Annotated in this window: 28 protein-coding genes and 1 pseudogene; 28 read left to right on the top strand and 1 reads right to left on the bottom strand. The window is 42.6% G+C overall.

Annotated features, from left to right (window positions below):
• Positions 1-98: 98 nt before the first annotated feature.
• Positions 99-464 (top strand): flagellar protein FlaG, encoded by a 366-nt coding sequence (locus ACIQCO_RS18010; RefSeq protein WP_400430796.1) that lies wholly within the window; start codon positions 99-101, stop codon positions 462-464.
• 111 nt (positions 465-575) lie between these two features.
• The gene (gene fliD, locus ACIQCO_RS18005) at positions 576-2,102 is read left to right on the top strand and encodes a flagellar filament capping protein FliD (RefSeq protein WP_400430794.1); all 1,527 of its coding nucleotides are present in this window, start codon (positions 576-578) and stop codon (positions 2,100-2,102) included.
• Positions 2,103-2,121: 19 nt separating this feature from the next.
• Here fliD and ACIQCO_RS18000 read toward each other — a convergent pair whose 3' ends face one another.
• Positions 2,122-2,820: a glucosaminidase domain-containing protein gene (locus ACIQCO_RS18000; protein ID WP_400430792.1), complete on the bottom strand. Its 699-nt coding sequence runs from the start codon at positions 2,818-2,820 to the stop codon at positions 2,122-2,124.
• Between the two features lie 167 nt (positions 2,821-2,987).
• Between ACIQCO_RS18000 and ACIQCO_RS17995 the strand changes: the two genes are divergently transcribed.
• The 26 genes and pseudogenes from ACIQCO_RS17995 (at position 2,988) to ACIQCO_RS17870 (ending at position 23,697) form a co-directional block, all read left to right on the top strand.
• Positions 2,988-4,097 (top strand): flagellar hook-length control protein FliK, encoded by a 1,110-nt coding sequence (locus tag ACIQCO_RS17995; protein WP_400430790.1) that lies wholly within the window; start codon positions 2,988-2,990, stop codon positions 4,095-4,097.
• A gap of 13 nt (positions 4,098-4,110) precedes the next feature.
• Positions 4,111-4,548, top strand: a complete 438-nt coding sequence (locus tag ACIQCO_RS17990) for a flagellar hook capping FlgD N-terminal domain-containing protein (protein WP_400430788.1) — start codon at positions 4,111-4,113, stop codon at positions 4,546-4,548.
• A complete protein-coding gene (locus tag ACIQCO_RS17985; protein ID WP_400430787.1) occupies positions 4,548-5,333 on the top strand; it encodes a flagellar hook-basal body complex protein in 786 nt (261 codons plus the stop codon). Before ACIQCO_RS17990 ends, ACIQCO_RS17985 begins: the two co-directional genes overlap by 1 nt.
• An 88-nt stretch (positions 5,334-5,421) precedes the next feature.
• The gene (fliM, locus tag ACIQCO_RS17980) at positions 5,422-6,378 is read left to right on the top strand and encodes a flagellar motor switch protein FliM (RefSeq protein ID WP_400430785.1); all 957 of its coding nucleotides are present in this window, start codon (positions 5,422-5,424) and stop codon (positions 6,376-6,378) included.
• A 106-nt stretch (positions 6,379-6,484) separates the two neighbouring features.
• Positions 6,485-6,739: pseudogene (gene fliN / locus ACIQCO_RS17975) on the top strand (flagellar motor switch protein FliN); the annotation flags it as partial.
• A gap of 24 nt (positions 6,740-6,763) precedes the next feature.
• On the top strand, positions 6,764-7,123 hold the full coding sequence (locus ACIQCO_RS17970) for a hypothetical protein (protein ID WP_400430783.1): 360 nt from the start codon (positions 6,764-6,766) through the stop codon (positions 7,121-7,123).
• Between the two features lie 12 nt (positions 7,124-7,135).
• Complete coding sequence (gene fliS, locus ACIQCO_RS17965; RefSeq protein WP_400430781.1) at positions 7,136-7,507, top strand: flagellar export chaperone FliS; 372 nt, start codon at positions 7,136-7,138, stop codon at positions 7,505-7,507.
• Between the two features lie 119 nt (positions 7,508-7,626).
• The gene (gene flgB, locus ACIQCO_RS17960) at positions 7,627-8,013 is read left to right on the top strand and encodes a flagellar basal body rod protein FlgB (RefSeq protein WP_400430779.1); all 387 of its coding nucleotides are present in this window, start codon (positions 7,627-7,629) and stop codon (positions 8,011-8,013) included.
• 4 nt (positions 8,014-8,017) lie between these two features.
• The gene (gene flgC / locus ACIQCO_RS17955; protein WP_400430777.1) at positions 8,018-8,458 is read left to right on the top strand and encodes a flagellar basal body rod protein FlgC; all 441 of its coding nucleotides are present in this window, start codon (positions 8,018-8,020) and stop codon (positions 8,456-8,458) included.
• Positions 8,459-8,472: 14 nt separating this feature from the next.
• Positions 8,473-8,763, top strand: coding sequence for a flagellar hook-basal body complex protein FliE (gene fliE / locus ACIQCO_RS17950; protein WP_400430775.1), 291 nt, complete (start codon positions 8,473-8,475; stop codon positions 8,761-8,763).
• A gap of 87 nt (positions 8,764-8,850) precedes the next feature.
• Positions 8,851-10,443 carry a flagellar basal-body MS-ring/collar protein FliF gene (gene fliF / locus ACIQCO_RS17945; protein ID WP_400430773.1) on the top strand — a complete coding sequence of 531 codons (1,593 nt, stop codon included), beginning with the start codon at positions 8,851-8,853 and terminating at the stop codon, positions 10,441-10,443.
• Positions 10,444-10,462: 19 nt separating this feature from the next.
• Positions 10,463-11,506, top strand: coding sequence for a flagellar motor switch protein FliG (gene fliG, locus ACIQCO_RS17940; protein WP_400430771.1), 1,044 nt, complete (start codon positions 10,463-10,465; stop codon positions 11,504-11,506).
• Positions 11,496-12,248: a FliH/SctL family protein gene (locus ACIQCO_RS17935; RefSeq protein ID WP_400430769.1), complete on the top strand. Its 753-nt coding sequence runs from the start codon at positions 11,496-11,498 to the stop codon at positions 12,246-12,248. The genes fliG and ACIQCO_RS17935 overlap by 11 nt, the downstream gene beginning before the upstream one ends.
• Positions 12,241-13,566, top strand: coding sequence for a flagellar protein export ATPase FliI (fliI, locus tag ACIQCO_RS17930; RefSeq protein WP_400430767.1), 1,326 nt, complete (start codon positions 12,241-12,243; stop codon positions 13,564-13,566). The genes ACIQCO_RS17935 and fliI overlap by 8 nt, the downstream gene beginning before the upstream one ends.
• Positions 13,563-14,000: a flagellar export protein FliJ gene (fliJ, locus tag ACIQCO_RS17925; RefSeq protein WP_400430765.1), complete on the top strand. Its 438-nt coding sequence runs from the start codon at positions 13,563-13,565 to the stop codon at positions 13,998-14,000. Before fliI ends, fliJ begins: the two co-directional genes overlap by 4 nt.
• 22 nt (positions 14,001-14,022) lie before the next feature.
• The gene (fliN, locus tag ACIQCO_RS17920) at positions 14,023-14,370 is read left to right on the top strand and encodes a flagellar motor switch protein FliN (protein ID WP_400430763.1); all 348 of its coding nucleotides are present in this window, start codon (positions 14,023-14,025) and stop codon (positions 14,368-14,370) included.
• Between the two features lie 14 nt (positions 14,371-14,384).
• A complete protein-coding gene (locus tag ACIQCO_RS17915; RefSeq protein ID WP_400430761.1) occupies positions 14,385-14,999 on the top strand; it encodes a flagellar biosynthetic protein FliO in 615 nt (204 codons plus the stop codon).
• Between the two features lie 64 nt (positions 15,000-15,063).
• On the top strand, positions 15,064-15,753 hold the full coding sequence (gene fliP, locus ACIQCO_RS17910; RefSeq protein ID WP_400430869.1) for a flagellar type III secretion system pore protein FliP: 690 nt from the start codon (positions 15,064-15,066) through the stop codon (positions 15,751-15,753).
• 14 nt (positions 15,754-15,767) lie between these two features.
• A complete protein-coding gene (gene fliQ / locus ACIQCO_RS17905; protein WP_400430760.1) occupies positions 15,768-16,037 on the top strand; it encodes a flagellar biosynthesis protein FliQ in 270 nt (89 codons plus the stop codon).
• 1 nt (position 16,038) lies between these two features.
• Positions 16,039-16,815 carry a flagellar biosynthetic protein FliR gene (gene fliR / locus ACIQCO_RS17900; protein ID WP_400430758.1) on the top strand — a complete coding sequence of 259 codons (777 nt, stop codon included), beginning with the start codon at positions 16,039-16,041 and terminating at the stop codon, positions 16,813-16,815.
• A 13-nt stretch (positions 16,816-16,828) separates the two neighbouring features.
• Positions 16,829-17,920: a flagellar biosynthesis protein FlhB gene (gene flhB / locus ACIQCO_RS17895; protein ID WP_400430756.1), complete on the top strand. Its 1,092-nt coding sequence runs from the start codon at positions 16,829-16,831 to the stop codon at positions 17,918-17,920.
• Between the two features lie 4 nt (positions 17,921-17,924).
• Positions 17,925-19,955, top strand: coding sequence for a flagellar biosynthesis protein FlhA (gene flhA, locus ACIQCO_RS17890; RefSeq protein ID WP_400430754.1), 2,031 nt, complete (start codon positions 17,925-17,927; stop codon positions 19,953-19,955).
• Positions 19,952-21,085, top strand: a complete 1,134-nt coding sequence (flhF, locus tag ACIQCO_RS17885; protein ID WP_400430752.1) for a flagellar biosynthesis GTPase FlhF — start codon at positions 19,952-19,954, stop codon at positions 21,083-21,085. Before flhA ends, flhF begins: the two co-directional genes overlap by 4 nt.
• Positions 21,063-21,932: a MinD/ParA family protein gene (locus tag ACIQCO_RS17880; protein ID WP_400430750.1), complete on the top strand. Its 870-nt coding sequence runs from the start codon at positions 21,063-21,065 to the stop codon at positions 21,930-21,932. The genes flhF and ACIQCO_RS17880 overlap by 23 nt, the downstream gene beginning before the upstream one ends.
• 18 nt (positions 21,933-21,950) lie before the next feature.
• Positions 21,951-22,652, top strand: coding sequence for a FliA/WhiG family RNA polymerase sigma factor (locus tag ACIQCO_RS17875; RefSeq protein ID WP_400430748.1), 702 nt, complete (start codon positions 21,951-21,953; stop codon positions 22,650-22,652).
• A 106-nt stretch (positions 22,653-22,758) separates the two neighbouring features.
• Positions 22,759-23,697, top strand: a complete 939-nt coding sequence (locus ACIQCO_RS17870; protein ID WP_400430746.1) for a manganese-dependent inorganic pyrophosphatase — start codon at positions 22,759-22,761, stop codon at positions 23,695-23,697.
• The last annotated feature ends 80 nt before the right edge of the window (positions 23,698-23,777 follow it).

Below are 23,777 nucleotides of genomic sequence, written 5' to 3'. Positions count from 1 at the left end.
CTATCCATTTATTTGAAAAATGCCGATACTAAATATATAGATTCAGATTCATCTTTTTATGGGGTTAAAAAATTATTTAATAAGGGGGGGGATGAGTAATGACAATGCAAATAAATTCAACCAATAATGTTAATCAAAGACTTACCACACAATCTGCCAATAGTAGGGAGAATATAACACAAGAGACTATAAACGAGAAAAAGAAAACTGTTGAAACAAAACAAATTGGACCTCAACAAGAATTAACCCCGGAACAGTCAAAAAATGCTCTTGAAACTTTCAATAAAATTTTTAAGCCTACCCATCTAGAGTTCCAAATACACCAAGATTCAGGTAAGTACTTTGTCGAGATTGTCGATGACAAGACGAAGGAAGTTCTAAAACAAATTCCTTCAGAGGAATTTTTAAAAATGATAGCCGAAGCGAAAGAAAATCATGGCTTAATAGTTGATATTCGGGTTTAATCATTTTTAATTAGAACTAAAGAATTACATTAGATTGATGTTTACCCTATCTTTTATTTTCTAAATAGCCGATACTAATACATAGATATTTCTTAATGTGGGGTGAATAAATTGGCTAGTTCTTCGATTACAAGAATAACCGGTATGGCGACAGGAATGGATACCGATTCAATTGTAAAAAAATTGATGGATGTCGAGAAGATCCCGTTAAATAAGCTCAAACAACAGCAACAAAAGCAGACATGGTTAAGTGATGCCTACCGCCAGTGGAATAAAGATCTGCTCTCGTTTCAATCCAATACATTGTTTAATATGAAACTATCAAGTGCTTATAATACATTTGATGTAAATTCTAGCCTATCAAACTCAATATCTGGAACTGCAACAAGCAGTGCAATTGCCGGTACCTATACAGTTGCTGTGAACAGAATTGCCGAGTCGGCCACATTTACGGGCAACAAAGTTCAATTAGACCCATCAAAACCATTGGGTGATGGAACGGATAGTGTTTTGACAACCATCAAAATTAAGGATAACAATGATTCTGAAAAAACAATCGATATTGAAATCAAGAATTCCGATACACTTAATGATGTCATTTCAAAATTTAATAGTGCGAAAGACTCCTCTGGTAAGAGTTTGGGGTTGCAAGCAATATATGATAAAAACTTGCAGCAATTTATTTTAAAAACAAAGGTCACTGGTGAAGAAACAAAAATCGATTTTAGCCAGACTAATCAAGATGGTCAGGACTTTTTAAAAAACATACTTGGGTTTGAAGAACTCTCGAAATCGGGTAAAAATGCGGATATTACCTTTAATGGAAATCAAATCACATCGTTATCATCAAACAATGTGACGATTATGGGGATCAGCCTGACACTAAAGAGCCCAACATTGGATGCGGCTGGAAACCCGCTTACTAGCACGATAAATGTCTCGCAAAATATCGATGCAGAAGTTAAAAATATTCAAGATTTTGTTGATAAATACAATGACTTATTAGATAAATTAAACAAAGCTCTCGATGAACAAATCTATAAAGATTATCCGCCACTGACAGATGACCAACGGAAGGATCTGTCGGAAAAGCAAATTGAACAGTGGGAAGAAAAGGCGAAAAGCGGTCTGCTTCGCCGAGATAGTATCCTCTCTGATATGATGAATAAAATGCGAAGCGCCATGGGTGTCATCGTAAGTAATGGCAGTACATATAACTCGCTTGGTTCGATTGGGATTTCTTCGAAAAGTTATCAGGACTGTGGTAAGCTTTATATTGATGAAAAAAAATTACGGGAAGCGATTCAAGCTGATCCGGATGGTGTCCGCACTTTATTTTCACAAATAGGGGATACGGATAAGGGAACAAATGGTGTAGTTCAACGTCTTTCTGATGTGATGACACAAGGGATTAAAGATTTAACAAAAAAAGCCGGAGTTACGGGAAGCTCACAATATGATCAAAGTGTCATTGGAAAATTGCTCGCAAACATCCAGAAGGATATTTCACGGCAAAACAGCAGGATGTTTGATAAGGAAAATCAATATTACAAACAATTCGCCGCAATGGAAGTAGCAGTAAATAAATTTAACTCCCAAGGCTCGTGGCTCTATTCACAATTTAATAGCGGACAATAAAAGAAAAGGCCAATTTCGCTTATGCGAAATCGGCCTTTGTTAGTTTTTCAAAGTAATGCTGTACGCCTGATACCCAATCGTTATTTAATTGGTTTGGGTCGTTGGCGGCGCCTATGGGTGCGTATTTTGCGCCGATTTGGGCAATTGTCATTTTGCCATCGTCCAAATAATTTTTCTTTAGGTTGCGGGCCATATCGAAGATGCTTTCTTTAACAGAGGCATAGGTCTTTAAGCCGTTTTTCCCCATCATTCCCGCAACGTTATGTTTATAATTGGCCGCATTTGAACTGCCGTTTCCTGTCTCGTGGATGGAAATAGCGGCAAGCAGTGCCGGACTAATTTGATACTTCTTCCCAGCTTCGATAAAGATATTACCTGTATTTTTTAAAGCGCCCTTTAACTTGGAATCAAGGGCAGCGGAATCTACATTTTCATATTGTACCGGTGTTCCGCCCGCTAAAGTGGACAGCAATTCTTCCATACCAGCCGAATGATTTGAGTTAGGGTTTATTCGTAAATTAATCGGATTCATCTGAAAATAATCAGCGATTGACTCGCTGTTTCCACTATCCATTTTGGCAAGTTCTGCTTCGAGAATTACTTGGGTCAGCAGTGAGGAGAAAGAACTACTTGTTGTTTTAGCAGCAGTGGCCGCATGACCGTTGTTCGAAATAGTCTTATTCAATAACTGTTCGGTAAGCAAGGAATTAATATTCATGAACTTCTTTCCCTTCAAACAAGCATACCCTTCTATTCTACCTGATTTTGTCGAAAATGGAATGATTAATAAAAATTTTGTCAAACTTTGTTTATTTCTTGTTGTTTGATTCCTAGAAAACGATTATCCTTATGATAGTAAAGTTATAGAATAGTAGGTGGCAATAGGTGATTCAGCCTCCAATTGCAGGAAATAAATACATAATTAACGGGACTAACAGGACAGAGAATAAAGAAAAGAACACTCTTTTTGATGAGTTGCTGCAATCCACAGCCGGAAATGAGCAGGAAAATGACGAGGGAAATGTTGATTTGCTTTTAGGGATATTGAATTTCCTACCAGCCCCGATGGCACAGTCAACGGTGCAACAAGGACAACCTCAATTAATAGACCAACAAATATCGGATTTTTCGATGAGGATTGTAACAGAACAAGAGGATGCTCCACTGTTAGCGGAAAACCAGCAACGAGTTTCCCCTAACATAATAAAAAAAGATGATTACCACCAACTCCCAATAAAAGCAGCTAATCATCAACCAGCGGCTCAAACGGAAGTATTAAAGGAAAATGAGATTCCTATTTTTCAACAACAGCTGTCAAAACAGACGGTGATGGAAACAGCAGTGTCACAGTTAACTGCACAAGCACCTGAAGGTTCACTTAAGGACACCTTAGTGTTGACCTCTACGGTGGAACCGGAAATTGTACAGAAAAAAGAAGATTCGAATCATTTCAACATAACTGGATTCATTCCTTCTGATAATCGACAGACAAACGAATCGTCCGCAAGTCAGATAAATCCGGGTGATAAGCCTGTTTTCCCTATGCCAGTCCGAGCAACAAATTTTCAACAGGACGTGGGGCAAGTTTTTCAAGCGGCGATTAAAGTCCAGGAGGCAAAGAAGGGGATGGAAGCAACCTTTACCTTACAGCCGGAGCATTTAGGGAAAGTCGATGTGAAAGTGCTGGTTAAGGATGGGAATGTGACGGCAGAATTTCTGGCGAGCACCCCGTTAGGAAAGGATTTGCTGCAAACAAATGTGCAAGCGCTCCATACAGCACTGGAACAACAGGGCTTTCGGGTTGATAAAATTGATATTTCGCAGCAATACAGCCATTTGGCCAACTCTTTTTCACAAAAGGGAGATTCCAACCCAAGGCAAGGGCAGCCGGATTCACGTAAGCGGAATGAACGCTACATCCAAACGAAGGAAGATGCCTATCAAGATTTTCCGAGCGAGATTGGCTGGAGTTCACAAATAAATACGACGGCCTAGAGGAGGAAACTAGTTGGCAACAATTAATGCGCTTAATCCATATACACAACAAACAAGCAACAATCCGCAAAAAAAAGAGCTGGGCAAAGAACAGTTTCTGAAAATCTTGGTTGCCCAGCTGCAAAATCAAGATCCAACCCAGCCGATGCAGGACGGGGAAATGATTTCGCAAATGGCTCAGCTAAGTGTGTTAGAGCAGTTATCAAACTTAAATAATTCACTATCCGCCTATCTATATTTAAATGCTAACCAAGATAATTTAGCGCAATATTCTAGTATGTTAGATAAGAAGGTAACGTGGATGAATCCGGAAACGAACAAAATCGAGAGTGGTATTGTCACGGGTGTCCAATATAAAAATGGACTTGTTTACTTTAAAATTGGCGAGAAAGAAGTGCTTTCATCTGCAATAATATCAGTAGAAATTAATCATAACGAGGTGGAAAAGTAATGTTACGTTCATTAAATACTGGAGTATCAGGTCTTCGTGCCTTTCAAACAAAGTTAGATGTCATTGGCAATAATATTGCCAACGTTAATACCGTCGGTTATAAAAAAGGCCGGGTTGTCTTTGAAGATATTTTCAGTCAAACGTTAAGGGGTGCTACAGCGCCATCAGCGTCTTCAGGCGGAATTAATCCTCTCCAGGTTGGATTGGGAACAAAGGTAGCTAGTGTTGATAATTTATTTACACCGGGCACTCCTACAACAACGAATAATCCAACAGATTTATACATTGATGGGGATGGTTTTTTTGTTGTTCAGAATTCCTCGGGGGAAAAATTATTAACGAGAGCTGGTACTTTTTCATTTGATAGTAATAATCAATTGGTCAATCCAGATGGGATGATTCTACTAGGTATAGATGGTAACCCTGTTAAACTTCCAACTGACAGCGTTGCTTTTTCTATTGACCTACACGGAAATGTTAAAGGTTTTGATAAAGATGGTAAAGAGCTTCCTGGTGGTACAACGATCGGGATTTCCACCATTACCAATCCAGGAAGATTAAGTAAAGTTGGCGGCTCATTATATCGCGATACCGATCCAATCACAATTAGTAATCCGAAAGATAAAACTGTGCAACTTATAACCGGCCAGCTTGAAATGTCCAATGTCGACCTGTCTGAAGAACTAACTGACATGATTACCGCCCAGCGCGGCTTCCAGGCAAATGCGAAAATTATTACGGTATCAGATTCGATTTTAGAAGAATTAGTGAACTTAAAACGATAATCAATAAATCATAAAGGGATAGGGTGAGAATACGCCCTCACCCTTTATCATTTTATGGAAATGGAACAAGATAGAGAGGAACATAGCAATGGCTGATCGTAATTCGATTTCACATGAAGAGTTAACTGAAGCAAATCGGACAGCAAATGTGAAGGTTTATGATTTTAAGCGGGCGCAGAAACGGCTATCGACAGAGCAGCTTCGTGTGCTGAAGAAAATTCATGAATCATTTGCCTATCGGTTGTCTTCCACATTTTCAACGCTGCTCAGGACCATCACCCAGGTTGATGTGGTTTCTGCCGAACAGGTCACCTATGAGGATTTCATTCAAACATTGCCTGGATCTACCGTTTTAGCGGTGCTTGAAGCAGCCGGACAGGAAAAGCGTTTGGCCTTGAATTTCCCTCCGCGAATGGCTTTTGCCATGATTGACCTTCTGCTCGGAGGAAAAGGAACTTGGGAGAATACTGAAACATCGACGATCACTCCGATTGAAACGAATGTATTAAAGCGGGTTGTCGAAGGGGTCATTCAGAATCTGCATAAGGCTTGGGCAGATATTCTCACGCTTAGACTGAAAAGTACTAGTGTAGAAACCAATCCACAATTTTTACAGCTCGTCGATCCTTCTGACCCGGTCGTGGTTATGACTTTTACAGTCAGCTTTGGGGAAATGCTGGAACGAATGCAGTTGTGCATGCCTTATGCGTTATTAGAACCATTTATTTTAAAGCTCTCGGCTCACAACTTGTTAGTACAAAGCCAAGAAGTGAAAAACAATCTAGATAACGACTTCATTCAGGAACGAATTGAACATTTAACGGTTCCCGTTCGGGTGGAATTAGGGCGGGCAGCGATCTCGATCGAGGAATTTCTTGGTTTGTCTGTCAATGATGTGATCCAATTGGATCAGCTCGTTGATGAACCACTAAGTGTAAAAATCAATGAAGAGACGAAATTTTTGGCTTTCCCGGGAACGAAAAAGTCACGGATGGCAATTAAGATTGAACAAGTAGTAGAAGGGGAAGAAAAAAATGAACGATAATGGAAAGCTAACACAGGAGGAAATGGAAACACTTCTTGGCAGCAGTGGACAAAAGACGGAGGAATCATTTCGTTTTTCTGAGTTTACGGCAAACGAAACGAAGCAGTTGAAAGAAGAGTCGGTAAATTTACCGCTCCTCCTTGATATCCCATTAGAAGTCGTCGTCGAGCTTGGCAGGACAAAAAAGAAAATCAGTGAGGTTCTAGAATTGACCAGCGGCTCGATTGTCGATTTGGACAAAATGGCAGGAGAACCGGTTGATATCTATGTGAACAACAAACTTGTTGCTAAAGGGGAAGTGGTCGTGATTGACGAACACTTCGGCGTCAGACTAACGGAAATTTCGCCTGCGCCCTTTTAAACTTGTAAACCAGGTGAATCTAAAATGATAAATGAAAAAGCAGGACTGCTGGAAGAATTTTATCAGCAGACACTATTAATGAAAAAGGCGCTCGAAACAGGCAAAGACGAAGATGTCTTTGATTTACTAGAAAGTCGGCAGAACTGTATCGCTGCCATCGATAAACTTGATCAGCAGGCGGGAACCACCCTGATGAACGAGCAAATAAAGCAGCAGCTTCAGCAGCAAATGCTCTTAGAACGAGACGTTCAGCAGAAGCTCCAGCAAGCATTGAAAAAGCTCAGCATCCAAATGCGCACACAACAAAATGAAACTTTTTTAACCAAGCAATACGAAGAATTAATCCCGGTATCTAAGGGGATATTTTATGATTCTAAGAAATGAGGAAGTTGTAAGATGCTAAATCCGCAGGAAGTCTACCAAAGAAATCAAGTAATGACAGCTCGCCCGGAAGAACTAATCTTAATGCTCTATAATGGCGCCATCAAGTTTCTTCATCAGGCAAAACTGGCGATTGAAAAAAAGGATATCCCGAAGGCAAATAGTTCCCTTGTTAAAACACAGGACATTCTTACCGAATTGATGACCACCTTGAATTTGGACTATGAGATTTCCAACTCGTTGTTATCACTATATGACTATATGAAAAATCGCTTAATTGAAGCGAATATCGCCAAGGACATAGCAGTTATTATTGAAATTGAAAATATGCTATTAGAACTAAAAAATACATGGGCAACAGCGATGAAACAAGGACTATCCTCCTAATGTGAAATCATTAGGAGTTTTTTTAATCCAGACACGCATTTTTTGATTTCAAATACTGTTATATTAATGTAGAATAATATCGAATGCTGTCAAATTAATGAAATTTGTAGGTGAAATCGATGAGTCAGATAATCGGAATTATGTCTCAAGCACTAGATGCTTCTTCGTTAAGACAAAAAGCTATTTCTAATAACATCGCAAATGCTGATACTCCTAATTACAAGCCCCAACGGGTGTCGTTTGAGGACATGCTTCAGCAGGAAATACATAGCTCTTTTTCCGGGAAACGTACAAATGTAAAGCATATTGCTATCGGCAATGGAAGTACAATCCCATCTCCTAAACTAGTAAATGAACATACAGTGATGAGGAATAATCGCAACGGTGTTGATTTGGATTTTGAAATGACGGAAATGAGTAAAAACTCATTATGGTATCAATCATTAGCCTATGGAATGAATGAAGAATTCAATTTATTAAAAATGTCGATTAAGGGAAGAGGGTAAATAAATGTCGATATTCCAATCTCTTTCAATTAACGGCTCAGCCTTAACAGCCCAGCGCCTTAAATTAGATGTCGTTTCGTCCAATATTGCCAATGCTAATACGACAAGAGGAGAGTTCGTGAACGGCAAATGGGTTCCTTACCGCAGAAAAATGGTTGAACTTGCTGCTGGCACGCCGTCCACTTTCGAATCCTATTTAAAGCAGGAATTAAATCCCACAGGAGTCCGTGTCAATAAAATTGTTGCGGATCAGACACCCTTTAAAGCTGTTTATGACCCATCAAACCCGGACAGCGACGAGCAGGGCTATGTGATGATGCCGAATGTTGATGTAACAAAGGAAATGGTTGATTTAATGGCGACCTCCAGGGCCTATGAGGCAAATATAACGGCCTTTAATGCCGGAAAAACGATGCTGCAAAAAGCATTAGAAATTGGTAAATAAGGGGTGAAATTGTGATGAAAATTACAGGAATCGATCCAACAAGCAGTTTATTATCGTTAAATAAACCGCAAAAGACTGCAGGATCATCATCGTTTGAATCGATGTTAAATCAATATATTCAACAGACAGATAATGCTGTAAAAGATTTTGAAACCAAATCGATTTCCTTGGCAAAAGGTGAAGATATCAATTTGCATGATGTCACGATTGCGGCGCAAAAAGCAAACATCGCCGTGCAACTAACCACACAAATACGTGATAAAGCAGTAGAAGCTTATCAAGAAATGATGAGAATGCAAGTTTAAAGGCGAAAGCGTCCACTAGTCGCTGGAGCTAGATAAGTCTAAAAGCGGAAGCTACCGTTTATTTTTTAAAGAAAAAGTGGAGAAATCATGAATCAACAGATACGAGAATTTAGTGGAAAAATCAGTGAGTATTGGAAATCGGTTAGCTCTAAAAATAAACTTCTATCCTTTGGACTGTTTATTTTTATTGTCTTAGTGTTGTCGCTCACCATTTACTTTGTCTCCAAACCCAACCTTGTGCCGCTCTACACCAATGAGATGAGCCAGCAGGAAATTGGTGATATTAAGGCGGAACTTGATCGTCAAGGATTTACACAATATCAGCTGGGTAATAACGGGACAACGATTTTAGTTCCTGAAAAAGATGCTTCGAATTTACTCGTGTCACTGGCGGCCAAAGGGCTGCCGAAAACAGGCTCGATCAGTTTTTCCGAGATGGCAAAAAACATGCAGTTCGGGGCGACGGACCGGCAGCTGGATGCGATGGAGCGAGAAGCGCTTCAGGGACAAGTAGCCAATTTACTGTCACATGTAAATGGAGTAAAAAGCGCACAGGTCGTGATTTCGACTCCTAAGGAAACCTTATTTATTAAACCAAACGAAAAAGAAAAGGCCTCGGCTTCAGTCGTCATCACCCTCCAGCCCGGCTATGAACTGGAACCGAAGCAGGTTCAAACCTTATATCATTTAGTCTCGAAGAGTATTCCTAATTTGCCTAAAGATAATATCATCATGACCGACCAATATGGGAATGGCTTGGACAATTTATCCCAGGAAAATGCAGGCACAACCGGGACGTATGAGGATCAGCGGAAGATTCAAAAAGATGTCGAAGCGGATATCCAAAAAAACCTTCAGCAAATGTTAGGGACGATTATCGGCCAGAATAAAGTACTCGTGCAAGCCTATGTCCGTTTGAATTTTGACCAGGTAAAGACAAAGGAAGATCTCGTCGAGCCTGTCAATAAAGAAACAAACGAAGGCATCGCGATCAGTGCTGAAAAAATCCAAAAAACATACAGTGGGAAGGATAATTCAGGCGCTGTCAGCGGTACCGGCCAATCCGACACCCCTAGCTATGCCGGGACTGGAACGGATGGGGGCCAGGAAAATAAGTCGGACGATATTGAAAGTCGTGTGAATTATGAAGTAAATCGGATTTCAAAGGAGATTGTGCAAAGTCCGTACAAAATCGAGGACATGACGATTAATGTCGGCGTCGAACCGCCTGACCCGAAGAATCCTGGTTCATTAACAAAGGATACGAAAGATAATATTCAGCAAATCCTTTCGAATGTAGTCAGAACGGCACTCAGCGATAACCCGAATGTAACCGATCAGAATGTGGGCTCACGGATTACCGTCTTCCCAAGGGAATTTAGCGGGAATACAGTGCCAGCGAGTGATACAGCAACGGCAAGCAAACTCCCAGATTGGCTGCTTTACAGCATAATTGGTGCAGGAGTTCTGCTCATTCTGCTTATATTGGTTCTTATTTTTCGCAGGAAAAAGCCAGAGGAACTAGAAGATGAAGTGTTCCCAATGTTTGAGCCGCAAATGATTAGAACCGCTGTCGACAAAGAAGAGGAAAAAGTAGCCCTTAAACAGCAAATCGAACAAATGGCAAAAGAGCACCCGGGCGAATTTGTTGGTTTGCTTAGAAATTGGATGAAGGAATAAGAGGAGGAGGTGCATTAAGATGGAAAACTATACAAACATACAGAAGGCAGCCATCTTACTGCTTTCCTTAGGTCCGGACGTAACCGTCCAAGTAATGAAGCATATGGAAGAAAAAGAGATTGAGAGTATTACAACCGAAATTTCCAATTTACGCAAGGTGCCGCCTGAAGTGACCGAGAAAATTTTAAAGGAATTTCATGATATTGTGGTCGCTTCCCGGGTCGTTTCTTACGGCGGGGCCGACGTGGCCAAAGAATTATTGCTTCGAACCTTTGGCGAGGAAAAGGCAGCAAGCTTCATGAATCGAATCGATGAGGTCAAACGACCGGATGAGAAGCCGTTTGAATTTCTTGCTGAAGTGGAGTCGAAAAGAGTCGTCCACTTACTGCAAACGGAAAATGCCCAAACGATTGCGCTCGTCTTGTCTTACCTTCATTCGGAACAAGCAGCCGCGGTGCTTTCGTTAATTTCCCCGGAGCGCCAGTTTGAAATTTCGAAGCGGATTGCCTTGATGGGCACCACCTCACCGGAGATTGTCCGCCAGGTGGAACAGGCATTAGTTGAAAAGCTGTTAATGGCTGAAAATAACGACTCGAACGGTCAAAACGGAATCGATTCGATTGTCAATATTCTCAGCAGTGTTGACCGTCCAACGGAGAAGAATATTCTTGAGACGTTAGAAGATAAGGACCCAGAGCTTGCCAACGAAATCAAACAACGGATGTTTGTGTTTGAGGATCTGAGCCTTCTAGATAATCGCTCCATCCAGCGGATTTTGATGGATGTTACCAATCAAGACCTCCCGCTTGCATTACGCAGTGCCAGTGAAGCGGTTAAAAATGCTATCTACGCTAATATTTCCAAACGCCGTTTGGAAGGTCTTGAGGAAGAATTAGCTGCTAATGAACCGGTTCGTCAGAAAGAGATGGAAGAGGCACAAAGCCGAATTGTCAGCATCGTGAGGAAATTAGAGTACGAAGGAGTCATTATTATTTCTCGAAATCAACCGGCGCAGGAACAAATAGAAGAGATTATGGAAGAGGAAGAGGACCTTGTCATCTAAGATTGTTAAATCGTTGCATGTTGTCAAAAAAGATGGACAGAAACTAATCGGGCTCCCAAATCATCAACATACCCAGGAAGAACTAACAGAAATTGCCTCCGAGCCAGATCAATTGCTGGGCGTGCAGCTTGAAATCGAGCTTGCTGAGCAAAAGGCGCAAATCGCTGCGGAATTAGCGGAATGGAAAAATAAGGAGAAAGAGCAATTCCGTCTCCTGCTTGAAGAAGAAAAAAAGCGCGGCTATCAGGAAGGCTATCAAAACGGTTTTGACGAGGGGAAGGAACACGCAAAGCTTCAATATCGCGAGCTGATTGAACACGCAAGCGCTATTTTAGAACAAGCCTTTCAAGAAAAACAAGCGGTCATCGAAGAGGCAGAGCCGTTTGTGATTGCGTTGAGCGTCGAGATAGCCAAGAAAGTTTTACAACAGGAATTACAACTGAACCAAGAGGCATTGCTGCCGATGATCAAACAGTCGCTGTCATCCGTTTACGAAACCACTTCCTTAACGATTAGTGTCGCTCCAGCGGATTTCGCCTTTGTCCAAAAGCAGCGTGAGCAATTGTTATCGGTCGTAAATGGCAAAATTGAGATAAAAATTGTTCCTGACTATTCAGTAAATCAGGGGGGATGTATGATTCATACCTCTTCAGGAAGTGTCGATGCCAGAATCGATGTCCAATTAAGTGAAATCAAAAAAGCACTACTAACCTATCAGCAGGAGCTAGAGACAAGTGAGTAAATGGAAACTTCAAGCCTATTTAGATGTCCTTGAAACGGTGAATCCGATAAAGATGAATGGCAAAGTGACACAAGTGATTGGCCTGACAGTAGAATCACAGGGACCTGATGTGAAATTGGGAGACATTTGTCATATTATATCCAGCCAGCAGCAAAAACCGATCAAGGCGGAGGTGGTTGGCTTTCGCAATAATAAGGTACTGCTTATGCCGCTCGGGGAGCTTCATTCGATTGGACCGGGCTGTGATGTGGTGTCAACGGGAAGGCCGTTAACAGCGAAGGTCGGCACAGACCTGTTAGGAAAGGTGTTGGACGGCTTAGGTAATCCCTTAGATGGCAGTCATCTTCCTGTCGGCCTCCTTGAGGTGAAGGCTGATAATCTACCTCCCAATCCATTGCTGCGGCCGCGGATTACTGAACCGTTAAGTGTCGGTGTTCGGACGATTGACGGATTGCTTACGGTTGGAAAAGGGCAGCGGGTTGGTGTGTTCGCCGGGAGCGGCGTCGGAAAAAGCACCCTGCTTGGGATGATTGCCCGCAATACCGAGGCAGATGTGAACGTCATTGGCCTTATCGGAGAACGTGGCAGGGAAGTGCTTGATTTTATTGAACGGGATTTAGGGGAAGAAGGCTTGAAAAAATCCGTCGTTATTGTCGCGACCTCTGACCAGCCGGCCCTGATTCGGATTAAAGGGGCAATGATTACGACGGCGATTGCTGAATTTTTCCGTGACCAAGGAATGAATGTAAATCTAATGATGGATTCCGTCACGAGGATTGCGATGGCACAGCGGGAAATTGGCTTAGCGATTGGCGAACCGCCGGCGACGAAAGGTTATACCCCGTCTGTGTTTGCGATGCTGCCGCGGTTACTGGAGCGGGCGGGAACGAATGAATATGGCAGTATTACCGCCTTTTATACTGTGCTTGTCGATGGTGACGATATGAATGAACCAGTGGCCGATACCGTCAGAGGCATCTTGGATGGACATATTGTCTTAGACCGCCAGCTTGCCCATAAAGGAGTTTATCCGGCGATTGATATTTTAGCGAGTGTCAGCCGTGTGATGAAGGATATCGTCCCTAATGAACATCTACAGGCAGCTGAAATATTGAAGCAGCATACGAGTGTCTACCAAAAAGCGGAGGATTTGATTCAAATCGGTGCTTATAAACGGGGTACGGACCGGGAAATTGACGAGGCAATTGAGGCCAAGGGCTGGATTGATCAGTTTCGAAAACAAAGCACAACCGAAGCCCCGTCCATTCAAACGACGATTGAACAATTACAATCACGATTCGGAGTGAGCAGCAGATGACTTTTCGGTTTCCATACGAACATATCCTGTCCCTGAAAGAAAAGGAAAAAGAGCAGGCTTTTTCCGAATATGGCAGTTTGGTTAAGAAGAAGGATCAATTGAAAGAAGAAATTCATGGTTTGCTGGAGGAACAGGATGAACAAATCAATCGTTCCAACGGGATGACTTCAGTAGTGGAAATGCAGCAGCAGTCACATTATCTGAATCTCTTAATCCAAAAAATCTCCAAAGCAAAAGAAGTGATGAGCAAAATCGATGAAGAGCTGCGGATTAAGCAGGAGAAATATATGGAAAAGCATAAGGATGAACGGATGTGGAATTTTCTCCGTGATCAATCTTTTGATGCCTTTCTGCAAAAAGAGAAAAAAGTCGAACAAGACCAGCTCGATGAACTTGCGGTCATTCGTCATTTTCATCAGCGGTTTTCCCATTAAATAAGTAAAGGGGCCTTGCAGCGTGAAGGAAAGAAGAAGCGAATCATATGGTGCGGTCCAATCGGTGCAGTTTTCGCCCATCATCGAACAGCCGGACATTGCTCCAGAAAAAAAACAACTAACCTTGCTAACCGATGTCTCCGTTCAAGTATCATTTGAACTTGGGAGAACGAAGAAAAAAGTCCGTGAAATTCTTGAACTGCAAACAGGGTCTGTGCTTCGGTTGGACAAGCTCGCAGGTCAGCATGTTGATGTATTGGTCAACAACATGCCGATGGCTGCTGGAGAACTCGTTGTGATAGAGGATAAGCTTTCAGTCAGGATAGCGGAAATTGTCTCAAAGCAGGAACGGGAAAAGAATCTTAAGTGAAAGGGGAAAGGTTAGTGCATCATTTGAAAAAATGGATTGTGATGTTAACCGCTATTTTGCTTCTTGTTAATGTCCCTTTACAAACAGCACATGCGAGTGAAAAAACGGTTTACGATCAATACAAAAAAAACTCACAGCAAGAAAAAAACCTTCCCCCGGCTAAGCCTGATACTTCAGCCGCCTCTACCGGGCTTTATGCGCTGCAATTTATTGGGTCGTTTCTATTAATCATTGCCTTAATTTATCTCGTGTTACGATTTATTTCACGGAAGACGAAACTCCTCGGTTCAGGGGGTGCCTTTCATGCCATCGGCGGGCATCCGTTTGGCAATAATCGTTCCGTTCAGCTCCTGATGATTGGCGATACGTTATATATTCTTGGTGTCGGCGAAAGTATCAATGTCATTCGGATGATCCCACCTGGGGCAGAGCAAACGAAACTGTTAGAATCGGTTGCCGAGACACCCGTGGATATTTCCGATAAGTGGAAAGGGAAATGGAAGCTAAAGTGGAAGTGGAATCGTGACTTTTTTAACCGGAAAACAAAAGAAGAAAAATGGAATGCCCAATTCATCGAGCAGCTAAAGGACGTCCAATCTAACCAGGCCCACAACCAAGACCGTTCATGAAAGGGGGAGATGGAACGTGAGAAAAGTAGTCCTCCTGACACCTTTAGTGTTTTTTCTTTTTGCCATGAATGCGTTCGCTGCCCCGGCTGATACGGGACTGCAGCTTAACTTTGGCGGGTCGGGCAATGATACATCGATGACCGTGAAGCTCATCCTGCTGTTAACCGTTTTATCGGTTGCTCCGAGCATTCTTTTATTAATGACGTCGTTCACTAGGATTGCGATAGTCCTTTCGTTTGTCCGGAATTCGCTGGGAACGCAGCAAATGCCGCCGAACCAGGTCATCATGGGGATCAGTCTATTGCTTACTTTTTTTGTAATGGGACCAACGCTGCAACAGGTTAATAATCAGGCACTACAGCCGTTTTTTAAAGGTGAAATCAGCCAGAGTGCGGCGATGGATAAAGCGGCTGCCCCGATGAAAGAATTTATGGCCAAGCAAACGCGTGAAAGTGATTTAAAGCTATTTTTGGATTACAGTCAGAAGAAAAATATCACCAGCATCGACGATATCCCATTGACTACCCTTGTCCCGGCTTTTGCAATTAGTGAGCTGAAAACAGCGTTTCAAATGGGCTTCCTGATTTTTATACCGTTCGTGATTATCGATATGGTTGTAGCAAGTATCCTGATGGCGATGGGGATGATGATGGTTCCGCCTTCTTTGATTTCATTGCCGTTTAAAATTCTGCTGTTTATCTTGGTTGATGGCTGGCATTTAGTCGTACAGTCATTGTTTGTCAGCTTTAAATAAGGAAGTGTGTTGTGATGACATCTGAGAGTATTATGGGACTGGGCCAAAATTCGATTTTCCTTACCTTAATGGTAGTAGCTCCGATTTTGGGGATCGCCTTAGTTGTGGGATTGATTGTCAGTATTATCCAGACGGTTACGCAAATTCAAGAACAGACGCTGTCGTTTGCGCCAAAAATTATTGCTGTCTTCCTGGGGCTATTAGTATTTGGTCCCTGGATGCTTACCCATCTAGTCGATTTTACCCGGAATATTTTGGCCAATCTTACGAGTTTCATAGGATAAGATGATGCCATATTTAGATTATATACCGTTATTTCTGCTTGTATTTGTGCGGCTGACCAGCTTTTTAGTTTCCGCCCCCTTATGGATGGAGCGGCAAATACCGGCCCCGTTTAAATGGGGAAGCGCATTTTTCATTTCCCTCCTTGTCGTTGGCTTAATGGAGGTACCACAGGGACTCGAGCTCAATTCAAACTATCTTTTGTTAATAATGAAGGAAGTCATTGTCGGGCTCAGTATGGGATTTTTTGCGGCAATTTTGTTTTATGCTGTAGAACTGGCTGGAAGCTTTATTGATTTGCAAAGCGGGTTTGCGATGGCTTCAATGTTTAATCCGCAATCGAGCATTCAGGAACCAATCACCGGCCGCTTTTATTACATTCTCACGATTGTCTTTTTTCTATCTATCAATGGTCATCACATCCTCATTCAAGGGGTCATGGCCAGCTTTCAATGGATTCCGATTGATTCGTGGCTCCCTAGTGATGCCTCTAGTAATCTCGTTATCCTTGCCCTGGATTCAATCAAAAACATGTTTTGGCTTGCGTTTTTAATTGCTGCACCGATGCTGGGTTCCATCTTTTTAGTCGATATCGCCTTAGGAATACTAGCGAAAACCGCACCGCAAATGAATCTTTTTGTCATTGGGATCCCAGTTAAAATGATTATGCATTATATCGTACTCTACGTGACATTGCCGGCATTTTTTTATGTGTTAGGCAGACTTGTCAATGTCATGGTCAAGTCGTTTGAACACATTCTCCAGATTTTTGGCTCATAAAGGAACAAAGATTATGCTGCTATCATTAGATTTACAATTATTCGCGGAAAAAACAGAAAAAGCGACACCACGAAAAAAACAGGATGCCAGGAAAAAAGGCCAGGTTGCCAAGAGTACCGACCTCACAAATGCGATTGTTTTAATTGCCTCGTTTTCGATTCTAGGAATCTATGGGCAGCAGATGGCTATCCGCTTATTTCAGCTAGTTCGATCCGGTTTGTCCGATCTGCTGCTGATGAACCTGACAGAAGAATCTGTCCCGACCTTGTTTGTCGGTCTGCTTAAAGAGGGGGCTATTATTGCTGTGCCGGTGATATTTATTGCTTGGCTGGCGTCGTTAGCGTCTAATCTCTCACAGGTAGGCTTTCTGGTGGCACCCGAGTCATTGAAGTGGGACCTTAATAAACTGAACCCGATTACAGGGGCAAAGCGCTTATTCTCAGCAAGGACGCTGGTTGAATTTGTTAAATCGCTGCTAAAAGTTATCGCTGTCGCTACGGTCGCGGGACTGTTTCTCTGGTCTGAAAAGGGTGAGTTTCTTAAGCTTCCACAAATGGAACCATTACAGATTGTCGGCTTTATTTCTTCTTTGATGATTCGGATGGGCCTGACGATTTCTGCGGTCTATTTAGTAATCGCGGCAGCGGACCTTGTGTATCAACGGTTTGATTTTGCCAAAAAGCTGCGGATGTCAAAGCAAGAAATTAAAGATGAATTTAAAAAGTCGGAAGGCGATCCGTTAATTAAGCATAAAATCAAGGAAAAACAACGGCAGATGTCACGGGCGCGGATGATGGCGGAGATTCCAAACGCCCAGGTTATCGTGACAAACCCAACGCATTACGCCGTGGCGATTGCCTATGAAGCAGGAAAAATGCAGGTTCCGATTGTGGTCGCTAAAGGGGCCGACTTTCTTGCCCTTAAAATTAAAGAAGCCGCCAAGGAACACAAGATTGTGATTATGGAAAACAAGCCATTAGCGCGGGCCCTGTATGCCAGTGTGGAAATTGGCGGGGAAATTCCCGAAGAGCTTTTTAAAGCTGTAGCAGAGATTTTAGCTTATGTTTATCGAATAAAAGGAACTTTGAGTAGTCAGCGAAGGTGAAACAATGAAACTTAAAAATCTTGTCGTATTACTGGCTGTTATTATGATTGTCGCCATGATGGTTATTCCCATGCCGACGTTTATGCTTGATATACTGCTAATCTTAAATCTATCGATCTCGATTTTAATATTATTAATAGCTATGAATACGAAGGAATCGCTTGATTTCTCGATTTTCCCATCACTGCTGTTATTAACGACGCTTTTTCGGTTAGCCTTGAACGTTTCAAGTACACGGTCGATTTTATCAAAGGCAAAAGCGGGGAATGTGATTGAGACATTTGGAAACTTTGTCATCGCCGGAAATGCCGTCGTCGGCTTCATCGTTTTCTTAATTTTAGTTATCATTCAATTCTTAGTGATTACAAAGGGCGCAGAGCGGGTAGCTGAAGTAGCGGCGCGGTTTACCTTGGATGCGATGCCCGGAAAGCAAATGAGTATTGATGCCGACTTAAATGCCGGGATGATTAGCGAGAAGGATGCCCGGAATCGCCGCCAAAAAATTGAGCGCGAAGCCGACTTTTACGGCTCTATGGATGGGGCCAGTAAATTCGTAAAGGGCGATGCAATTGCCGGAATTATTATCCTGATTATCAATGTCATCGGCGGTTTCATCATTGGGATGACGATGCACGGGATGGATTTTTCCCAAGCACTCAGCACGTTTACGCTCTTGTCGGTTGGCGACGGTTTAGTCAGCCAGATTCCTGCGCTGTTAATTTCAACCGCAACGGGAATTATGGTAACGAGAGCCGCCTCTGACGGAAGTCTCGGCGATGATCTGACCAAGCAAATCTTTGCCTATCCCGTTCTATTGTATATAGTAGCAGCTGTGATAGCCGTGCTTGGAATCGTGACACCAATCGGGATTATCTTGACCTGGGGGATTGCCGGTCTGATTGCGTTCGGCGGTTTTACGATGCAAAGGAGCCGCATCAAATCAGAGGAAGCGGAAGAAAATCTGCAATCGGAACAAGAGCTCGAGGAGGTTCGTAAGCCTGAGAACGTCTTTAACCTGCTCAGGGAAGACCCGATTGAATTTGAGTTTGGCATTGGGTTGATCAAATTAGCCGATGCCAATCAGGGCGGCGATTTATTAGACCGGGTTGTCGCGATTCGCAGGCAAATCGCGATGGAATTAGGGCTCGTTGTCCCGGTTATTCGCATCCGCGATAATATCCAGCTTCGTCCCAATGAATATAGTATTAAAATAAAAGGCAATGAAGTGGCAAACGGTGAGATCTTGCTCGATCATTTTCTGATGTTAAATCCCGGTGCTGAAGAGCATGGAATTGAAGGGATTGAAACGACCGAGCCGACATTTGGACTTCCTGCCTTATGGGTGAATGAAGAAATGAAGGATCATGCGGAATTGTTTGGCTACACTGTCGTTGACCCTTCGTCTGTTATTAGTACACATCTATCAGAAACAATTAAGAAGTATGCCCATGAAATTTTAGGACGAGAAGAAACGAAGCAATTAATTGATCATGTGAAAGAGGGCTACCCGTCGCTCGTGGAGGAGCTTGTCGGTCAGACATTGTCTGTTGGAGAGATTCAGAAAGTGCTTCAGAAGCTGTTGAAGGAGCATGTGTCGATCCGCAGCCTGTCTACGATATTTGAGGCATTAGCTGATAATGCAGTCTATACGAAAAATCCCGATATTTTAACGGAGTATGTCCGCCAGGGATTATCACGGCAATTAACCTCTCAGCATACGCAAAACGGCGTCATCCATGCCCTTCGTGTTGGGGCCGGGATTGAAAAGAAATTGGCCGAGTCGATTCAACGGACAGAGCAGGGCGATATCTTGGCTTTGGATCCAGAATCAAACCAGAGAATGCTGCATTCGTTTACGGAATCAATTCAGCAATCTTCACAGCTGGGGATTCGCCCCATCATCCTGACGTCCGCCGGAATTCGGATGTTTGTCAGACAGGTGACGGAAATAGCGTTTGGGGATATTCCGATTCTTTCTTATAATGAGCTCGAACCGAATGTGGAAGTTCAAAGTGTTGGAGTTGTGAATTTATGATTATAAAAACCTATGTAGTCGACCATTTATCCGATGCTTATCCGCTGATTTTTCAAGATCTCGGCAAAGAAGCGATTATTTTAAAAACAAAACCCGTTAAGGCTGCCGGTTTTTTCTGGTTTTTGCGCCGCAAGAAACTTGAGGTGGTTGCCGCAAGTGACCTTGCTGCCGGAGAGAGCCAGAAGGAAGCAGCGTCAAAGCCACCCGAACCCGAACCGGAACAGGTAAAAATGGAATCGCATCAAGAAGTTCTTAAGGAACTTTCTGAGGTAAAGGGGTTAATTCACTCCATCGTTAAGGGGGGCCCTGCCTCGAAGACGATTCCGAAGCCGCTAGAAAAATGGGTTATGAGACTCAGAGACCAGGAAGTAGATGAGGAAGTCATTCAATTTCTTGTTAAACGAGTGACGATGAAATATGACAATTTAGAGCATGTGCCAAGTGAAGTAATCGAAGAAACCTTTCTCAACAACGTTGAAGAGCTTCTAGAAGAGGGCATCACAAAAGAGATGGATTCGAGTCCATTCTTGATTACCTTAATCGGGCCAACCGGTGTTGGAAAGACGACAACAATCGCCAAATTGGCAGCCGTAAGGGTGTTGCAGGGACGGCAGCGTGTCGGGCTGTTGACAACCGATACGTACCGAATTGCCGCAGTTGAACAGTTAAAAACATACGCGAACATCTTAAATGTTCCCGTCGAAGTTGTGACAAACCCAGACGGACTCGCGGATGCAGTCGATGGTTTAAAGGGCTGTCAGGTAATGTTAATGGATAGTTCGGGGAGAAACTATCTTGAGGACGAATACATTGAAGAAATTAATCAATACCTTCATTTTGATGCACCACAAGAAAATTATTTAGTGCTCAGTATGACAACGCGCTGGCGTGATTTGAAGATGGTCATTGAGAAAATGAAATCGGTTCCGATTGATAAGTTAATTTTAACAAAATGGGATGAAACGACCTGTTACGGTGCCGCCCTTAATATTCTATACCACTATCCATATCCTTTATCATATATTAGTATTGGTCAAGCAGTTCCACAGGACATCATGCCGGCAACGGCCAATTATATCGCGAAAAAGATATTGGGAGTGGATGAGTATGCAGCAAGACCAAGCTTATAGTTTGCGGCAGTTATCTAAATCCTTAGCGGAGCCTGTTCGGTCTTCACGAGTGGTGACGGTTGCCAGTGGGAAGGGCGGGGTGGGAAAATCCAATTTTGCCCTGAATTTTGCGCTTAGCCTGATTGGACTTGGTCAAAAAGTCGTCTTGGTCGACCTTGACCTTGGCATGGCCAATATCGATATTTTAATGGGGATGACACCTCAGTCCAATTTACTAGAAATGATTCAGCAACAGAAAAGTGTCTGGGATGTATTAGAAAAGGGACCAAACGGTTTGGAATTTATTGCCGGCGGTTCAGGATTCACCAAGCTCCTGCAGCTTCAGGAGGAGGAAAGAAGCTACTTTTTTTCCGAATTAGAAAAATTGCACGGCTATGCGGACACGATCATTATCGATACAGGCGCAGGCTTAACCCTTGAATCGCAACAATGTCATCTGTCAGCAGATGAGGTCATTTTAATCACCACTGCTGAACCAACTGCGATTGCCGACGCCTATGCAGTTGTGAAGATTTTGCATAGTCAACGCCCGTCTTTATCGTTTCAGCTCGTGATTAATCGCGTCACCAATCCGAAGGAAGGTATGGAAGTAGCGAGTAAATTCAAAACAGCGGTCCATTCCTTTTTAAATAGAGAAATAAAAATATTTGGCGCCATTCCCGAAGATAGTCATGTACTCCAAGCCGTGTTAAAACAAGTACCATTTTGTTTGGCTGCGCCAAAGTCGGCAGCATCACTTACGTTAAAAAGATTAGCAGAACGGTTTGTTACCGGAAGTGCTGAACCAAATGAGAACAGCGGAATTAAAGGCTTTGTCCGTAAATTGACGAAGATGTTGAATTTTTAATCAATGGGGGATTTGATAATGGAAGAGATGCTTGATAAATATATTCCATTGGTTAAAATGGTTGTCGCTCAGATGAAAAAAAAATTATCGGATCAGGCGGATGAAGGCGAACTTTTTTCGTCTGGGATGGTGGGATTATGGGATGCCAGCCTTAAATTTGATACGAAACAAGGCGTTAAATTTGAAACGTATGCCGTTCAGCGCATCCGCGGCGCAATCCTTGATGGCATCCGGCAAACAGATCATGCTTCCCGCTCCCTAAGAAAAAAGGAAAAGTTAATCCGCGAAGCCTTGGAAACGTTAGAGCAAGTCCTGCTAAGGAAGCCTTCTGCTGAGGAAATGAGTAAATATCTAGGAATGCCGGCTGCGGAATACGAGCAGACACTCATCCAAATATCTTCGATTAAACAGGACTCTCTTGATGAGCCAATGGCTGACGATGGAATTGAGGCTCCCAGCTATCACCAGATTGAGGACCATTATTTTCAAAAACAAGAGGAATGGATAGAAGCAAAAGAACGTAAACAGCAATTAGCAGCACTGATCGATTCGCTGCCAGATAGAGAAAAACTGGTCTTGTCCTTAGTCTATTACGAAAATTTAAGTTTAACAGATGTAAGCAAAGTATTAGACGTTCATAAATCCCGTATTTCACAGCTCCACTCGCAAGCAATCAAACGGCTCCGCGGAGCGGCTGAAAAGCAAGGGTTCAGTTTATAAATTTTTTTTTTGAATCCTTCACCAGAATAATATATAATTTTCAGGTGGGCCATTATCAGTTGTTTTGGCTTGTCCTACATAATTTCAAACGATTGGGAGTAGTAACATGGAAAAAGTATTTATATTCGGGCATAAAAATCCCGACACCGATACGATTTGTTCTGCGATTGCTTATGCAGATTTAAAAAAACAATTAGGCATGGACGTTGAACCGGTCCGCCTTGGGCAGATTAATGGGGAAACAGAGTTTGCGCTGAATCAATTTAATGCTGAGGTTCCACGTTTGGTTGAGCAGGTTTCGGCGGAAGTTAACGCTGTTATCCTTGTGGACCACAATGAACGCCAGCAAAGTGCCAATGATATTACGGATGTGCGCATCCTTGAAGTCATTGACCATCACCGGATTGCTAATTTTGAAACAAGTGATCCTTTATATTATCGCTGCGAGCCTGTTGGCTGCACGGCGACGATTTTAAATAAAATGTATAAGGAAAACGGCAAAGAGATTAAACCGGAAATTGCCGGATTGATGTTATCAGCGATTATTTCCGATTCATTGTTGTTTAAATCACCTACTTGTACGGCTGAAGATGTGGCAGCAGCGCGCGAATTAGCGGCCATTGCTGGTGTTGACGCTGACAACTACGGCCTTGAAATGTTGAAAGCCGGCGCTGATTTAAGTGATAAGACTGTGGAACAGCTCATCTCGCTTGATGCGAAAGAGTTTGAAATGGGCGGGAGCAAGGTGGAAATTGCTCAAGTCAATGCCGTTGATCCAAATGAAGTTCTTGCCCTTCAAGCGGAATTGGAAGCAGTAATCTCGAAAGAAATCGAGAAGAAGAACTTGGATTTATTCTTGTTTGTCGTAACGGATATTTTAACAAACGATTCAGTTGGTTTAGCGTTAGGAAGCAAAACAAGTGCAGTGGAAAAAGCCTACAATGTGACACTTACCAATCATACCGCCACATTAAAAGGCGTTGTTTCCCGTAAAAAACAAATCGTTCCTGTCTTGACAGATATTTTCAATAAAGGTGAGTTATAAGTAATCGACCGTCCATGTACCATTACATGGACGGTTTTTTCTATTGCTAGCACGAATTTTTTTCGTTGATAATAAATTCC

Origin of the sequence: Neobacillus sp. NPDC093127, assembly GCF_044754175.1 — a bacterium.
Classification (GTDB): domain Bacteria; phylum Bacillota; class Bacilli; order Bacillales; family Cytobacillaceae; genus Neobacillus.
The sequence above is the reverse complement of the archived record's forward strand: the minus strand, read 5'-3'. Positions and strand labels throughout refer to the sequence as shown.

What these genes read in the sequence shown, in the direction of transcription:
- ACIQCO_RS18010 (WP_400430796.1), top strand. Translation starts at nt 99, where the DNA reads ATGACAATGCAAATAAATTCAACCAATAATGTTAATCAAAGACTTACC.
- ACIQCO_RS18000 (WP_400430792.1), bottom strand. Translation starts at nt 2,820, where the DNA reads ATGAATATTAATTCCTTGCTTACCGAACAGTTATTGAATAAGACTATT.
- ACIQCO_RS17985 (WP_400430787.1), top strand. Translation starts at nt 4,548, where the DNA reads ATGTTACGTTCATTAAATACTGGAGTATCAGGTCTTCGTGCCTTTCAA.
- fliM (WP_400430785.1), top strand. Translation starts at nt 5,422, where the DNA reads ATGGCTGATCGTAATTCGATTTCACATGAAGAGTTAACTGAAGCAAAT.
- ACIQCO_RS17970 (WP_400430783.1), top strand. Translation starts at nt 6,764, where the DNA reads ATGATAAATGAAAAAGCAGGACTGCTGGAAGAATTTTATCAGCAGACA.
- fliS (WP_400430781.1), top strand. Translation starts at nt 7,136, where the DNA reads ATGCTAAATCCGCAGGAAGTCTACCAAAGAAATCAAGTAATGACAGCT.
- flgB (WP_400430779.1), top strand. Translation starts at nt 7,627, where the DNA reads ATGAGTCAGATAATCGGAATTATGTCTCAAGCACTAGATGCTTCTTCG.
- flgC (WP_400430777.1), top strand. Translation starts at nt 8,018, where the DNA reads ATGTCGATATTCCAATCTCTTTCAATTAACGGCTCAGCCTTAACAGCC.
- fliE (WP_400430775.1), top strand. Translation starts at nt 8,473, where the DNA reads ATGAAAATTACAGGAATCGATCCAACAAGCAGTTTATTATCGTTAAAT.
- fliF (WP_400430773.1), top strand. Translation starts at nt 8,851, where the DNA reads ATGAATCAACAGATACGAGAATTTAGTGGAAAAATCAGTGAGTATTGG.
- fliG (WP_400430771.1), top strand. Translation starts at nt 10,463, where the DNA reads ATGGAAAACTATACAAACATACAGAAGGCAGCCATCTTACTGCTTTCC.
- fliJ (WP_400430765.1), top strand. Translation starts at nt 13,563, where the DNA reads ATGACTTTTCGGTTTCCATACGAACATATCCTGTCCCTGAAAGAAAAG.
- fliP (WP_400430869.1), top strand. Translation starts at nt 15,064, where the DNA reads ATGAATGCGTTCGCTGCCCCGGCTGATACGGGACTGCAGCTTAACTTT.
- fliQ (WP_400430760.1), top strand. Translation starts at nt 15,768, where the DNA reads ATGACATCTGAGAGTATTATGGGACTGGGCCAAAATTCGATTTTCCTT.
- fliR (WP_400430758.1), top strand. Translation starts at nt 16,039, where the DNA reads ATGATGCCATATTTAGATTATATACCGTTATTTCTGCTTGTATTTGTG.
- flhB (WP_400430756.1), top strand. Translation starts at nt 16,829, where the DNA reads ATGCTGCTATCATTAGATTTACAATTATTCGCGGAAAAAACAGAAAAA.
- flhA (WP_400430754.1), top strand. Translation starts at nt 17,925, where the DNA reads ATGAAACTTAAAAATCTTGTCGTATTACTGGCTGTTATTATGATTGTC.
- flhF (WP_400430752.1), top strand. Translation starts at nt 19,952, where the DNA reads ATGATTATAAAAACCTATGTAGTCGACCATTTATCCGATGCTTATCCG.
- ACIQCO_RS17880 (WP_400430750.1), top strand. Translation starts at nt 21,063, where the DNA reads ATGCAGCAAGACCAAGCTTATAGTTTGCGGCAGTTATCTAAATCCTTA.
- ACIQCO_RS17875 (WP_400430748.1), top strand. Translation starts at nt 21,951, where the DNA reads ATGGAAGAGATGCTTGATAAATATATTCCATTGGTTAAAATGGTTGTC.
- ACIQCO_RS17870 (WP_400430746.1), top strand. Translation starts at nt 22,759, where the DNA reads ATGGAAAAAGTATTTATATTCGGGCATAAAAATCCCGACACCGATACG.